The following is a 14,101-nucleotide window of genomic DNA, read 5'->3' on the forward strand; positions in this document are numbered from 1 at the left end:
TACAAAGATACAAAGGCTCAAAGGGACAAAGGTTTCTCACTGTTACAAATAAAAAAGCACTATTGAAAAATAGTGCTTTTTTTGTTTTTATGCTTTGTACCTCTGTACCTTTGTTACTTTGAACCTTAACGAATTAGCAGAATTCATTAAATGCATCTTGTAAATTCTCAGCGATTAATTCAGCTGGACGTCCTTCGATGTGGTGACGCTCTAACATATGCACCAATTCTCCATTTTTAAATAAAGCCATAGATGGCGATGATGGAGGGAAAGGGAACATGTGTTGTCTTGCAGCATCAACAGCTTCTTTGTCAACACCTGCAAAAACAGTAATTAAATGATCTGGTTTTTTAGCATTATCTAAACTCATTTTTGCTCCTGGACGTGCATTTCTTGCAGCACAACCACAAACAGAGTTTACAACAACTAAAGTGGTACCTTCAGCTTTGATCGCATTCTCTACAGCCTCAGCACTATGTAAATCTTGAAAACCCGCTGCTGTTAATTCAGCCTCCATTGGTTTTACCATGTCTAGTGGATACATATTCTTGTCTTTTAAAATTTTACTTTTGAACTGCAAAGTTACAAAGTTTACTCGCAACTAGTTACTTTCAAGTATAAAGTTTTGTTATAGTTTCATTGCTATTTACTAAATTTCTTTTGATACGGATACGTCTCATAAATAGTATTATCTTCATTTATCGAAAATCCTTTTAGTGCATCTTCTCTAGCTACGCCAACCAACGCAACCACTTCATCACGAGATTTTCCTTGCTTAAGCCAACAAATTGCTTTGTAATATTTAGCATCAGAGAATTCTGGATATATTTTTAATGCTTTATCAAAAATAGCAATTGCCTCATCCCATTTTTTAAGTTCATACTTTGCAATTCCTTGATAAAAATAAGCTGTCGGATGTTCCAACTGCTGTCTGTTTTTATAAATATCATTCACATAATCATCCAAAAGCTTTTCTGCTTTATCATATTCATTTAACTGAAGATAGCAAAGTCCTTTATAAAAATTAAAAGAATGATCCATTACATAGCTATTTCCATATAATTTGATAGCTTCATCAAAATCAATAATAGCCTCCTTGTAATTATGCGAAAAAATGCATTTCATAAAAGCGCGATAAGAAAGCCAACGTTCTTTATCGTACAATACAGCTTTGTCTAAATAGGGCATTCCAACCTCATACTTTTTACACTTAAAATACGGCATTGCTTTCTGTTGCCATAAATACGCAATTGTACTGTCTTTTTTCAAACCTTCGTCAATACAATTTTGCCATTCAGACATTTCAAAAACATAATTATGCTTATAAGCGCAACTGTCGAGATATTGAGTAACAATTTGATCTTGCACTTTGTTTTTAGACACTTGTCCAAATGATAAAAGAGTAAAAAATAAACTGAATCCTAGAATAATGTTTTTCAATGGCTACGTTTTTTTAGTTAGATTAATTGAGAGAAAAATCACTCTAAATAACGCTTTAATAAATGGGATTTTTGGGCACTTTAAAATAACTTTAACATCTTCAGAAAAACTCGTTTCTTCATCTAAGAACCTGAAAATCAGTTTTGGATTTCCTTTTCGGAATAATGACGAAAAAATAGCACTTCCCAACTCGTTATGACGATACAAAATATCCAAAAGCAATAGATCATAAAACCAAAATTTAGATTTTTTATGAAAATGCTTCATTTGAAAATCTTGATTTTGAAGAGACACTATTAAAGCTGAAGATTTTTTATCTGCGTTTTTAAATGTATAGCCCGTACTTGCTTTTGTCCAACCCCCAGCAGTTCCAATATTCAAAACGCGTTTAGTATTTTTTTCCCAAAACGGATAAGAAGTCATTGGGATACTTCCCTGCTCCTTTTCTAGAATTTCATATTGTTCGATTCCGAGGTTTTTCAGATAAATTTCAATCTCGTTTTCATACTCTTTTTGCGGAAGCAATTTTTCCGAAAATAAAGTATATTCTACCAAAGCTTCCGTTTTTGAAGTCGGTAAAACATACATAAATCTTGTATTACCTTTTTGCTCTATCGAAAAATCCATGAAAGTGACTTCTTCTGAATTGAAAACTTCTTCTTCCGTTCTTATAAACCATCCCACAAAATGCTGTTGCAAAACGGGATATTTATTTTGCCTTTCGGCGAAAGTCTTAGTATAAATGCTATTGAAAAGATAATTACAAGTGTATCGATTCTCTTCTGTACCAACAAAAACATGCGATTCGAGTTCGTTAATGTCGGTTACTTTTTCATTTAGAAAAATGATATTCTGCTGTTTTGAAATTTCTTCAAAAACAAAATTATAAAAATCTAAACCATTGATTTTGTTATAAACATAAGGCTTAATCGTGAAATTTCGATTAAAGCTTTCGTTAGCAAATAAAGCCGAATCCCATTTTTTTGAAACGACCGAATTCCAAATACTTTCTTCTTTTTCCCAAAAACACCAAGTTCTGTCATTGGTTTTCTTCACATTCTGGTCGAGAAGTAAAATCGATTTATCGGAGAATTTCTCAGACAAAATCATTTTGTAAACCGTCATCAAAGATGCGAGTCCAGTTCCTGTAAAAATGTAATCGAAATGTGGGATTTGCGAAGAATTCATTCTCAAAAATAAGAAAATTTACTTTTCCAGATTTTCTAAAAGAGTTTTAAAATCTTTCATCGACAAATAATTGTTGTATTGAAAGATAATTTCATTCTTCTCATTCAAAACACATAAAATAGGATAACTCATTTGGTTGTTTATCCTTCCAAGTTCTAATGCCAATTCATGAACACCAACATTATTTCCCGAAGGCTGATATTTGAAAGTATGATTAGCGAATCTAATATCTCGTTTTTCTTCAGCATTAAAACTGATGAAATAAAAATTGAAGTTAAGTTTGTTTATTATTTCTTGATCTTTAAATGTTGTGGCTTTCATTCTTTGGCAAAACTGGCACCAATCGGTATGAATAAAAACAATGATTTTTCTTTTTTGAATTTGTTGCAAGCTGTCTATTTCTTCAAAAGTGCTGCTTTTTAATTGGCAGAAAACTGTTGAAGTTATTCCGAAGAAAAGAATAAATAGAAGCTTTTTCATTGTTTTTGTTTTGAGGTTTAGCCACGACTCGAGCGATAGCTACTAGCGAAGCAATTCACGAATTAGTCAAAATTAAATTGGTGTAATTTTATTTGGTTAAATCTCAACAAATAATTCGTGAATTCGTGGCTAATAATCGCTAATAAAATTACCTAAAAGTATATCGCAATCCTAAAAATCCACGAATAGTTTGATTTTGCCCATAAACATACGTCGTATCAAATGTCAAACCGTACGGATTATCTGGCGTTACCAATACTTTTCCAGCTGAATCGTATTGTACATTTTTATCAAAAGGATCATTGGTTCTCGAAATCAAAAACGGATTATTCTGCATTGGTGTAAAGTTCAACAAGTTTTTAATTCCTCCATATACCTCAAAATCTTTCCATCCCGAATACGTAAACTGAATGTTCTGAATACTGTACCAAGGTGACTTTGGACTTCTAGGATCGGCTTCGCTCAACAAAGGCAATTTCATCGGACTGTAAACATTTCCAGTATAATCCATCGATAAATTCAAAGGCTGGATTTTGTATGAAATACTCCAAGTTCCAGTGAAATTCTCTGTCAGATACGGTCTTTCTGAAAGACCATTCTCAACATTTTTGTTGTCTAAAACTGTTGCTCCAACAATAAATTTTAATCCTGAAGGAAAATTAAGATCAACATTGGTACTGATTCCCTGACTTATCGCATAACCATCAATATTGTCGTAGATGATTTCATTTGGGTTGGTCTCATAATCTGAAATGATTTTATTGCTGAATCTAGTGTAAAAAGCCGTTGTTTCAATTCCCATAAAAGTTCCATTTCCGAAATTGATTTTCTGAATGTAATTCAAATTGACATTTACTGATTTCTCAGGCTTCAAATCATTTTGAATAATAACATCTCTTGACCCCGTTAATGCCGCGTGATCTTCGGTAAACAAATTCACGACACGAAATCCCGTTCCAGCATTTAATCTAAAAATGGTGTTTTCGTTAGCTTTGAAACGATAGGCAAATCTTGGCGTAAAAATAGAACCGTGAATCGAGTTGTAATCGTAACGCATTCCCAACAAAACTTGGCTTTTTGGAGAAAACGTAATTTCGTCTTGAACAAAAATCCCAGGAAGCCAAGTATTTTCAGCTTCTTTCGTCGCAGGAGTGTTATCGTCATAATACGTATATCGGCTCGCAATTCCCGCCAATAAATCATTTCTTCCGATTTTTTTGTCCCAAGTCAGTTGCAAAAAACCAATTTTCTGATTGGCGATATACGAAGTTGTTCCGTAACGACTGTCTTGATAATGAACATTTCCTGAAAAAGAAAGCATCAGTTTTTCTTCAAATGGCAATTGATAACTTCCTATTAATTCGGCTCTTTTGGTATAAATGCTTTCACCATAGATTTCGTCGCCACCTCGATATTTCTTTTTCCAACGAATGTCTCCACCCCATCTATCTTCATACATTCCGCGCGCTGCGACAGTAAAAAGCCGATTGTGATTTCGCTTAAAACTCCATTTATTAAAAACCGAAATTCTTTCAGAAAGTGTAACATCGGTAAAATTATCGTGGTCTTTATCAATAACCTGATCGTAATTGAAGTAATTGACGCCAATAAGCGAAGTTGCTTTTTTCCCCACATTAAACTTCATTCCCAAATCGAGATTGCTTTCAAAATAAGAGGTCGCAAAATAATCGGCTGAAAATGTTGGCGCTGTCGTTGGATTTTTAGTGATAATATTAATCAAACCACCAACGGCTTCACTTCCGTAAAGCGACGACGCAGGACCTTTTACAATCTCAATTCGTTCCACCAAAGAATTCGGAATTCCAGACAAACCATAAACCGTTGAAAGACTGCTTACAATTGGCATTCCATCGATCATCACCAAAGTGTACGGACCTTCTAATCCGTTTATGTGAATATCTCCTGTGTTACAAACTCCACAATTCAACTGCGGGCGAACGCCATTTATGTTTTGAAGTGCATCGTAAATACTTGGTGTTGGATTTTTCTTGAAGAAAACGGGCGAATATACCTCAACGGGAACCGCACTTTCTAATCGTTTCACTGGTTTTAAAGTTCCCGAAACTACCACTTCGTTCAATTCATTTTGATCTTCTTCCAATTCGAAATCTAAATTCAAATTTTCATTTTCTAAAAGCGATATCTTTTGGATTATAGGTTTGAATCCAGTCGAGGTCACTTGTATTTTATAAGTTCCGTTTGGAACATTCTCGAGGTTATAAAAACCTAAAGAATCCGTTTGAGTTTTAAAGTTGGTATTTAATAAACGTACGTTAATCTCTTGAACATTAGGAATTGATGTTTCTACTTTTCCCGAGATATTTTGAGCGTAAAGGCTTTTAGTTGAAATTATTAATATTATCAAAAATAAATATTTCATTATTATAAAATTAAATTTAGACAAAACTAAAAATTAAATTTGATATATATTTATTCTGAATTGAAATTTTTAAAACATTTCAATTTCAGTACGTTAAAAAGTTGAATTGCGTCCAGCTCTACTGGATGAAGATAGATAATGAAATTAAAGGGCTTTAGCCAAAGTGTTGGTTTGGCTAAAGCCTTTTCTCTTTAAATTTCCCACCCCTAGCTGTAGCTAGGGGCAATTCAATTAGAAACCCGACAGGTTTTAAAAACCTGTCGGGTTTACATTAGCCAAATTCTACAATGTTTGGCTAAAGCCTTTTTTCAATTACAATTATTCTCCTGCCTAAAACTTAGGGCTATTGAAACAAAACTTAAATTATCTTGTATGACTTATATGGTTCAAAAAACTTTGCGACTTCGCGCCTTGCGAGCAATTTTCATAAGCTTATTTAAAATCCTCGTCGATAAGTTCCTTGTTAATTACTGCTCCTGCGAAAGATCCAGAAGAAACCGCCAACGCCACAGAACGCATTTGGGTTGTTGCATCTCCACTTCCGAAAATACCAGGAACGGTTGTTTTCTGCATAAAATCGACCTTCAAATATCCCTGTTCATTGATTTCACAACCTAAATCTTGTGGTAACTTGCAATGCTGTTCAAAAGGCACTCTAGCATAAACGGCCTTTACCTCTACCTTTTCTTTGTTTTTGAAAATGATGTTCGAAACGTAACCATCTTTATTTTCAAAAGAATCTATTTCCTCTTCTAAAATTAAAACGCCATGTTTTTTAAGACTTTCCGTTTGTTCTAAAGTCAATTCTGATTTTCCATTGGTACACAAACGAAGATCTTTTGTCCAATTCGAAATCAGTTTAGCAAATTCAAATCCCATTTCTCCATTGGCAATAATCGCTGTTTTTTCATTTTTGACTTCATAACCATGACAATACGGACAATGCAAAACTGAAATTCCCCAACAATCTGCAAAACCTTCAATTTCTGGAAGTAAATCTTTTACGCCAGTCGCAAATAGTACTTTTTTCGCTGTAAAGATTTCTCCCGATTCCGTTTCAATTTCAAAACCTTTTTCTGTTTTTAATGCTTTTGCAGCAAGTCCATTATAAAATTGAACGGTTTTATAAACATCAACTTGCAGTTTGGCTTTAGCCGAAATAACAGCAGGCTTTTCACCATCTTGTGTAATAAAATTATGAGAATGCGGCGTTTGTCTGTTGCAAGGCAAACCGCTATCGATAACCAAAACCTGACGCAAAGAACGCCCTAAACTCATTGCGGCCGAAAGTCCGCTATAGCTTCCGCCAATGATAATCACTTCAAAATGCTTCTGTTCCATATTTCTATTTTTAATGGTTTTGTTTTCTATGTAATTTGTAATTGATTAAATGCCCGAAGATCATTCCAATTCCTCCAAAATAAATTAGATCAAGATGAATTTCCAAGAAGAGTTCTGTCAAAATACTAATCCAAATCAGCGCCATTGAAACAACCAAAATTGAGGATACCAAAAGAGCTGATTTTTTTATAATTTTGAGAATTGCAAATAAACCTATCGAAGCAAATAGTAAATCTATAATCGGATTATGACTCAACCCCAAAGGAAGGATTGTTAAAAGAGGAAAAATCAAACAATGAACCAGGCAAATGGTCGCGCTTGAAATTCCTAAAATATCGTAAAAGGATGTGCTTATTTTCTTCATTATGTGTACTTTTGCTTAATGCAATTTTGTTGCAAATATATACAATTTTACCAATTGCAACATAGTTGCGTTTAATTTTTAATTCCGTAAAAAATGAAAACTACACGTAATACCGCAGCAAAGACGGCTGTTTTAGAGGTGTTTGAAAAATCTAAGACCGCTCTTTCGCATACTGAAATTCATAAACAATTAAATGATTTGTGCGATCGCGTTACGATTTACAGAATTCTAGATCGATTAATTAATGAAGACATTATTCATAAAATTTCGAATTTGGACGGAACGGTAAAGTATGCCAAATGCAATCATTCGCATCAGCGTGTACACATTCATAACCACGCACATTTCAGCTGTGAAAATTGTCATGAGATTACCTGCCTCGAAACGGTAAAGCCGAGTTACATTATGCCCCACAATTACAAGGTCAACGAAATCAATTTTACTTTATCGGGATTATGCCCGAATTGTTTAAATTCTAACATTTAACTTTTAGACTAGTCTAAAAATATTGTTTCCCGAATATAATTTTTCTCTATATTTGTGAAAACAATACTTTTACAATGACCAAATCTTTAGAAGAAGTCCACGAATCGGTCTCTACAGAAAACAAAAAAAAAGGTTTTAGAAAAATTTTGGCCTTCTTAGGCCCTGCATATTTAGTAAGCGTTGGCTACATGGATCCCGGAAACTGGGCAACTGATATTGCCGGGGGAAGCCAATTTGGCTACACTTTAGTCTGGGTTTTATTGATGAGTAACTTAATGGCCTTGCTTTTGCAGAGTTTAAGCGCTCGTCTCGGAATTGTAACGCAACGTGACCTTGCGCAAGCATCAAGAGAAACTTACTCCAAATACGTCAACTACATTTTATATTTTCTTGCCGAAATCGCGATTGCGGCCTGCGATTTAGCAGAAGTTCTGGGAATGGCGATTGGAATTAATCTGCTTTTCGGAATTCCGTTACTCGAAGCGGTTTTAATTACCGTTTTAGACACCTTTTTATTGCTTTTCCTGATCAATAAAGGAATTCGCAAGATGGAAGCCTTCATTATTGCTTTAGTAGCAATTATTGGTTTCTCTTTTATTTTCGAAATGGTTTTTGCCGAACCAGAAGTTCATAAGATTTTTGCAGGGCTTATTCCTTCGATTCCAAACTCTGCTGCTTTGTATATTGCCATCGGAATTATCGGAGCGACTGTAATGCCACACAACTTATATTTGCATTCGTCTTTAGTGCAAACGAGAAAATTCGACAGAACGCCAGCGGGAATAAAACAAGCTTTAAAATACAATTTTATAGATTCTACAATTGCATTAAATCTAGCTTTCTTCGTAAATGCTGCCATTTTAATTCTTGCTGCGGCGACTTTCCATAAAAACGGAATGTATGAAGTAGCTGAAATTCAGGATGCGCACAAATTCTTAGAACCGCTTCTGGGAACAAAATGGGCTCCAGCGTTATTTGCTATTGCCTTAATTGCGGCAGGACAAAGTTCAACTGTAACAGGAACACTTGCGGGTCAAATCGTAATGGAAGGTTATCTTCATTTTAGAATTCAGCCTTGGGTTCGTAGAATTATTACGCGTTTGATTGCTATTATTCCAGCCGTAATTGTCATTTTAATTTATGGCGAAAGCGTTACTGGAAAGCTCTTAATTCTAAGTCAGGTGATTTTGAGTTTACAATTAGGATTTGCGATTATTCCGCTGATTCACTTTGTAAGCGATAAATCAAAAATGAAAGGTTTTCATATTTCCAGAACCACACAAGTCGTTTCTTGGATTATAGCTTCTATCATTGTTTCGCTAAATGCCAAATTAGTTTATGATGAGATCACCTCTTGGCTGGAAAGCTCCAGCCACCCAATGGTTCTTTGGTTTACCGTTGTGCCACTGGCTTTCGGGTTCTTAGGTTTGCTGCTTTATATCATTTTTAATCCATTTATCGCTAAAGCAAAAAACAAACACATCAATCATTCGCCACATAATCTTAAATTGAAATTTTCGCCAAGAGAAACTCAGAGCATAAAAAACATCGCCATTTCTGTCGATTTCTCTAATGCAGATCAAGCTGCCTTAAACAAAGCCTTCGAATTAGGCGGCATTGACACCGAATATACGCTCATTCACATTGTAGAAACGGTTGGCGCTTTGATGTACGGTGTTCACGTTCACGATCACGAAACCACGATCGACGAGAAATTATTATTGAAATACAAGGACATGCTTTCCGAAAAAGGCTTCAAAATTAAAACAGAACTCGGCTTCGGAAAACCAAACAAAGTAATTCCGAAAATTATAAACGAAGGAAATTTTGATATTCTGGTAATGGGAACCCACGGCCACACTGGATTAAAAGATATTCTTTTTGGAACCACAGTAGACAAATTGAGACATAAAATTTCGATACCTTTGTTGATTGTTAAATAATAAGGGGCAAAGGCTCAGAGGAACAAAGGGACAAAGCCTTTGCAACTCTGAACCTTTGAACCTTTGAACCTCAAAAAAATGACCTTTTCAGAAGAAAACTACTTAAAATCGATCTATCACCTGACCGCAGCTCTAGAAACCGAAGTCAGCACAAATGCTATTGCGGAAATTATGGAAACGAAAGCTTCCTCTGTAACCGATATGCTTAAAAAGCTCGCGGAGAAAGATTTGGTGAATTATAAAAAATACCAAGGTGTTTCTTTAACTGAAAATGGAAAATTAGCTGCGAAAATGATCGTGAGAAAACATCGTCTTTGGGAAGTGTTTTTGGTTGAAAAGCTAAACTTTAGCTGGGATGAGGTGCACGATATTGCAGAACAGTTGGAACATATCAAATCGGAACAATTGATCAATCGTTTGGATGATTTTCTTGGAAATCCGACTGAAGATCCACACGGAGATCCAATTCCGGATGCAAACGGCCGAATTATTAAAATCGAGAAGCAGCTTTTATCTGAATTGGAAGAAAATCAAACTGGCGTTTGCGTAGGCGTAAAAGATACTTCTTCGGAGTTTTTAAAATATTTGGACAAACAAGAAATTGCTTTGGGATCTAAAATTGAGTTTTTATCTAAAGAATCTTTCGATTTATCGGTCAGAATTAAAGTTAATGAAAGGGAATTATCTATTTCTAATAAAATTGCTTCTAATTTGTTTGTGAAGTTGGTTTAGGGGTGTTCCGCAGAGATGCACAAAAGATTGCACAGAGATTCGCAAAGATTTTATATAAACTGCCAATTCGTATAGCAATATAATTTAATGCCAAACAAATTTTAAAATTTGTTTGGCATTAAGATGTTCCGTTAGGAACAAAATATTGGTAGCAACGGATTTTAATCCGTTAAAAAAAACGTTATCATGGGAAATAAAGTTCCGTAGAAACGGCACATTTTCTAAAGAATTATTTTACAATCCCTTTTTCAATCATCTCCAACATTACGGGTGAAGCATTTTTAAAAGTTGGTGCCTGCTCAATAATACTTCCGGCATTCTTTTTATTTACTTTGAATGTTACATCGTCATTTGTTGTAAATAAAAGTGCTGTTAAAAAAGGATTCTTGATGTGCGTGCCCAAAATTAATAAAGCTTCATCTAAAGTATGAATGCTCTCTATTTCTTCTGTTTTGTATCTGAAAGTAAGCGAAATCGAAAAGGTATTATCTTCATTAAGAACCAATCTGAAATAGACATTTTTAAGATCGGTATCGCCCATCGTTTTGGCCAAAGTCAGTTTTGCGAAAGTTCCACTTTGGATGCTTTCTTTAACTCGTTCACAAAAAAGGGCAAATATTGGTTCGTACATTTTTTTTTTAAAGTTTCAAAGGTTCTGAGATACTAAGAGGCTAAGTTTTTATCCTCTTTGTGCTATATTATTTAACCGCAAAGTTCGCAAAGATTTACGCAAGGTTCGCAAAGTTTTTTAATTTTCCTTGTGTGCTTTGCGTAATTCCTAGCGAACTTTGCGGTTAAAAAAAAAATTATTTTCCTGTAAATTCGGCTTTACGTTTTTCTAGGAATGCTGTTGTTCCTTCTTTGAAATCAGCGGTTCCGAAGCATTTTCCAAATGATTTTATTTCGACATCAAAACCATTTTTACCATCAGTAAAATTAGCATTGATTGCTTTTATAGCTTTTCCGATTGCGAAAGGAGCATTTTTAATGATTTTCTGTGCAATTACGTTCGTGAAAGACAAAAGTTCTTCCTGAGGCACCACATGATTCACCAAACCGTAATCTTTTCCTTGTTCAGCGGTAATCATCGCTGCAGTCATGATCATTTCCATGGCGCGGCCTTTTCCAACCAATTGCGGCAAACGCTGTGTTCCTCCGTAACCAGGAATCAATCCTAAAGTAACTTCTGGAAGGCCCATTTTTGCATTATCAGAAGCAATTCTAAAATGACAAGCCATTGCCAATTCTAGTCCGCCACCTAAAGCAAATCCGTTGATGGCTGCAATAACCGGTTTTTTAAGTCCTTCGATTAAATCAAAAAGAGATTCCTGACCTTCAGCAGCCAATTGTGCGCCTTCAACAATAGTATAATTCGCAAATTCTGAAATATCAGCTCCAGCAACAAATGCTTTCTCGCCACTTCCTGTTAAAATAATAACGCGGATATCATCATTTTTACCCAATAATTGAATCGCTTTACTCAGATCACTAATTGTTGCTTTGTTTAAAGCATTCAATTTTGTTGGTCTGTTTATGGTAATTGTCGCGATTTTTTCTTCAATAGAAATTAAAAGATTTTCGTAGTTCATGACGCTATATTTTAAGAGTTGGTGATAGGGAGAGAAACTGTAAACGTAGTTCCTTTTCCGTAAGTTGACTCAAAGGTAATTGTTCCTTTGTAATTTTCGATAATGTTTTTGATAATTCCGAGTCCAAGCCCCATACCGCTAGTTTTTGTAGTAAACTTTGGTTCGAAAATCCTTCCGATATCTTGTTTCTGAATTCCGATTCCGTTGTCTTTTACGGCAATTTCAACATTATTGTCTTGTCTTTTTACGGAGACTACAATAGCTTTTTGAAACTGACTTTCTGGAATGGCCTGCGTTGCATTTTTAACCAAATTGGTAATGACACGAATCAACTGTGTACGATCCATTTTAGAAATGATTTCTTCTTCTTCTTTTTCGAAAGAAATATAATCTTCGTTGAAAATGTCCAAAGCCAATTCGACAACCTCAACCACATTCAGCGTTTCATTTTGCTGTGCTGGCATCGAAGCAAAGTTCGAAAACGCCGATGCTACAGATGTCATCGTATCAATCTGCTGAATTAAAGTCTCCGAGTAATCGTTCATTTTCTGTTTTACATCAGGAGCAGAAGGATCAAACTTGCGTTGGAAACTTTGAACCGTTAAACGCATCGGTGTAAGCGGATTTTTAATTTCGTGCGCGACTTGTTTTGCCATTTCGCGCCAAGCTTCCTCACGTTCGCTCTGCGCTAATTTGATGGCACTTTTCTCCAATTTGTCCACCATGCCGTTGTAAGCTGTTATCAAAAAATTAACTTCTTTACTGTTGGCCTCTAAAACAATTTTCTCATTTTTCTGATCCAGATTGGTTTCTTCCAATCTTTCAGAAATTGTTTTTAGCGATTTTGTAATGTAGGTTGAAAGAAAATACGCTAATGCAAAAGCCACGATCAACATGAAAGAATACACCTGACTTAAACGAATCAGGAAAGTATTCAGCTCGTTGTCGTAATATCCGTCGTCTTCCAAATACGGAAGGTTTAGAATTCCGAGTGGTTTGAATTTTTCGTCTTTAATTAAACTATAGGAAGATCTGTTTTTGATCCCATCAATCGTTTTAATGTCTACAAATCGCTTTTCGATAGAAGAACGAACTAGCTTTAGAATGTACTCTGGAATTGGTGGTGGTGCTTTGTCAACGGCAAAAGACTCTTTTGAAGATTTCAGAAGCTTTCCGTCAAGGCTATAAATATTAATTTCAATTTTGTGAATCTGAGCTAATTCGTGGATTTTATCTTTAAAGATCAAGTCCAGATTTTGGGTTTTTAGCGGATACGTTGTAGTTGCCAGAACATAATTTATGTGTTCTTTTACGGCATTTTCTTTTCGCTCAAGACGCTCCTGATGATATTCTTTGGCCTCCGTCTTAAACTGAATAATCGAAATCGAAGCCAATAAAAAAGATGCCACAACGATCAATACAATCATCGACAGGAAAATCCTGGTGCGAAGAGAAAGCATTGTCATTTTGAAGTTGTTTAGCATTTGTTTTATTTGTTTCAGGTTTCAAGTTTCACGTTCAGGTTACGTCGCGTTTGGTAACTTGAAACTTGAAACCTGAAACTAAAAAACTATTTCTTTTCTCTAATTCTTTTATAAAATCGGAATCCCAGCATTATTAATACAGAAAACAAAATAATTCCGATTACACCGAAGATCCAGTTGATAGCACTTTTTAAAACTACTAAAAAAACAACGGCAAACAAAATAATCGTTGCGCCTTCGTTCCATAAACGCATAAAATTATTGGAATATTTTACCTCATCGTTTTGCAGTTGCTTAAAAATCTGATGGCATTTTCCGTGGTATAAATACAAAAGGAAAACGAAACACAATTTTACGTGCATCCAGGGCATTTTTATCCAAATATGACCTGCGTCGGTAAAAAATAGCATCCAAAAAGCAAAAATACTCGCCAAAACCGCCGATGGCCATGTAATAATGTACCACAAACGATAGGCCATAATTTTGTATTGTGCCTGCAAAATCTCTTTTTCTGGAGATGGTTTTTCATTGGCCTCAATTTGATACACAAACAAACGCACAATATAAAACAAACCTGCAAACCAAGTTATAACAAAAATAAGATGCAGTGATTTTAAGTAATTATAATACTCCATTATGAAAGTCTTTTTTCT

General features: G+C 35.0%; 14 protein-coding genes. 3 read left to right on the forward strand and 11 right to left on the reverse strand.

Going from position 1 to position 14,101, the window contains the following annotated elements; genetic code table 11:
• Positions 1-133: 133 nt before the first annotated feature.
• The 7 genes from ABTV69_RS04390 to ABTV69_RS04420 form a co-directional block, all read right to left on the reverse strand.
• Positions 134-544, reverse strand: coding sequence for a BrxA/BrxB family bacilliredoxin (locus ABTV69_RS04390; RefSeq protein ID WP_111284876.1), 411 nt, complete (start codon positions 542-544; stop codon positions 134-136).
• Positions 545-642: 98 nt separating this feature from the next.
• The gene (locus ABTV69_RS04395; RefSeq protein WP_433834459.1) at positions 643-1,440 is read right to left on the reverse strand and encodes a tetratricopeptide repeat protein; all 798 of its coding nucleotides are present in this window, start codon (positions 1,438-1,440) and stop codon (positions 643-645) included.
• Between the two features lie 3 nt (positions 1,441-1,443).
• Entirely contained in the window at positions 1,444-2,628 is a 1,185-nt protein-coding gene (locus tag ABTV69_RS04400; RefSeq protein ID WP_433834460.1) for a lycopene cyclase family protein, read from the reverse strand.
• Between the two features lie 18 nt (positions 2,629-2,646).
• Entirely contained in the window at positions 2,647-3,108 is a 462-nt protein-coding gene (locus tag ABTV69_RS04405; protein WP_433834461.1) for a thioredoxin family protein, read from the reverse strand.
• Positions 3,109-3,256: 148 nt separating this feature from the next.
• Positions 3,257-5,509, reverse strand: a complete 2,253-nt coding sequence (locus ABTV69_RS04410; RefSeq protein WP_433834462.1) for a TonB-dependent receptor — start codon at positions 5,507-5,509, stop codon at positions 3,257-3,259.
• A 432-nt stretch (positions 5,510-5,941) separates the two neighbouring features.
• Positions 5,942-6,850 (reverse strand): NAD(P)/FAD-dependent oxidoreductase, encoded by a 909-nt coding sequence (locus ABTV69_RS04415; protein ID WP_433834463.1) that lies wholly within the window; start codon positions 6,848-6,850, stop codon positions 5,942-5,944.
• Between the two features lie 10 nt (positions 6,851-6,860).
• On the reverse strand, positions 6,861-7,214 hold the full coding sequence (locus ABTV69_RS04420) for a MerC domain-containing protein (RefSeq protein WP_433834464.1): 354 nt from the start codon (positions 7,212-7,214) through the stop codon (positions 6,861-6,863).
• Between the two features lie 93 nt (positions 7,215-7,307).
• Between ABTV69_RS04420 and ABTV69_RS04425 the strand changes: the two genes are divergently transcribed.
• From ABTV69_RS04425 to ABTV69_RS04435, 3 genes are all read left to right on the forward strand, one after another.
• Complete coding sequence (locus tag ABTV69_RS04425) at positions 7,308-7,700, forward strand: Fur family transcriptional regulator (RefSeq protein WP_308067893.1); 393 nt, start codon at positions 7,308-7,310, stop codon at positions 7,698-7,700.
• A 74-nt stretch (positions 7,701-7,774) separates the two neighbouring features.
• Positions 7,775-9,643, forward strand: a complete 1,869-nt coding sequence (locus ABTV69_RS04430; RefSeq protein ID WP_433834465.1) for an Nramp family divalent metal transporter — start codon at positions 7,775-7,777, stop codon at positions 9,641-9,643.
• Positions 9,644-9,721: 78 nt separating this feature from the next.
• Entirely contained in the window at positions 9,722-10,375 is a 654-nt protein-coding gene (locus ABTV69_RS04435; protein WP_433834466.1) for a metal-dependent transcriptional regulator, read from the forward strand.
• 229 nt (positions 10,376-10,604) lie between these two features.
• On the opposite strand, the gene ABTV69_RS04440 is transcribed toward ABTV69_RS04435, so the two are convergent.
• The 4 genes from ABTV69_RS04440 to ABTV69_RS04455 form a co-directional block, all read right to left on the reverse strand.
• Positions 10,605-11,006 carry a hypothetical protein gene (locus tag ABTV69_RS04440; protein WP_433834467.1) on the reverse strand — a complete coding sequence of 134 codons (402 nt, stop codon included), beginning with the start codon at positions 11,004-11,006 and terminating at the stop codon, positions 10,605-10,607.
• A gap of 175 nt (positions 11,007-11,181) precedes the next feature.
• Positions 11,182-11,964, reverse strand: coding sequence for an enoyl-CoA hydratase/isomerase family protein (locus ABTV69_RS04445; RefSeq protein ID WP_433834468.1), 783 nt, complete (start codon positions 11,962-11,964; stop codon positions 11,182-11,184).
• An 11-nt stretch (positions 11,965-11,975) separates the two neighbouring features.
• Positions 11,976-13,391 (reverse strand): sensor histidine kinase, encoded by a 1,416-nt coding sequence (locus ABTV69_RS04450; RefSeq protein WP_433836671.1) that lies wholly within the window; start codon positions 13,389-13,391, stop codon positions 11,976-11,978.
• A gap of 143 nt (positions 13,392-13,534) precedes the next feature.
• The gene (locus tag ABTV69_RS04455; protein WP_433834469.1) at positions 13,535-14,083 is read right to left on the reverse strand and encodes a CopD family protein; all 549 of its coding nucleotides are present in this window, start codon (positions 14,081-14,083) and stop codon (positions 13,535-13,537) included.
• Positions 14,084-14,101 lie beyond the last annotated feature (18 nt).

The sequence above is a fragment of the Flavobacterium anhuiense genome, from assembly GCF_050990855.1.
Lineage (GTDB): Bacteria > Bacteroidota > Bacteroidia > Flavobacteriales > Flavobacteriaceae > Flavobacterium > Flavobacterium anhuiense_C.

Bases quoted from the DNA above. Each gene is read 5' to 3' on its own strand.
- ABTV69_RS04400 (WP_433834460.1), bottom strand. From the start codon at position 2,628: ATGAATTCTTCGCAAATCCCACATTTCGATTACATTTTTACAGGAACT.
- ABTV69_RS04390 (WP_111284876.1), bottom strand. From the start codon at position 544: ATGTATCCACTAGACATGGTAAAACCAATGGAGGCTGAATTAACAGCA.
- ABTV69_RS04430 (WP_433834465.1), top strand. From the start codon at position 7,775: ATGACCAAATCTTTAGAAGAAGTCCACGAATCGGTCTCTACAGAAAAC.
- ABTV69_RS04405 (WP_433834461.1), bottom strand. From the start codon at position 3,108: ATGAAAAAGCTTCTATTTATTCTTTTCTTCGGAATAACTTCAACAGTT.
- ABTV69_RS04435 (WP_433834466.1), top strand. From the start codon at position 9,722: ATGACCTTTTCAGAAGAAAACTACTTAAAATCGATCTATCACCTGACC.
- ABTV69_RS04425 (WP_308067893.1), top strand. From the start codon at position 7,308: ATGAAAACTACACGTAATACCGCAGCAAAGACGGCTGTTTTAGAGGTG.
- ABTV69_RS04410 (WP_433834462.1), bottom strand. From the start codon at position 5,509: ATGAAATATTTATTTTTGATAATATTAATAATTTCAACTAAAAGCCTT.
- ABTV69_RS04440 (WP_433834467.1), bottom strand. From the start codon at position 11,006: ATGTACGAACCAATATTTGCCCTTTTTTGTGAACGAGTTAAAGAAAGC.
- ABTV69_RS04420 (WP_433834464.1), bottom strand. From the start codon at position 7,214: ATGAAGAAAATAAGCACATCCTTTTACGATATTTTAGGAATTTCAAGC.
- ABTV69_RS04450 (WP_433836671.1), bottom strand. From the start codon at position 13,391: ATGATTGTATTGATCGTTGTGGCATCTTTTTTATTGGCTTCGATTTCG.
- ABTV69_RS04455 (WP_433834469.1), bottom strand. From the start codon at position 14,083: ATGGAGTATTATAATTACTTAAAATCACTGCATCTTATTTTTGTTATA.
- ABTV69_RS04415 (WP_433834463.1), bottom strand. From the start codon at position 6,850: ATGGAACAGAAGCATTTTGAAGTGATTATCATTGGCGGAAGCTATAGC.
- ABTV69_RS04445 (WP_433834468.1), bottom strand. From the start codon at position 11,964: ATGAACTACGAAAATCTTTTAATTTCTATTGAAGAAAAAATCGCGACA.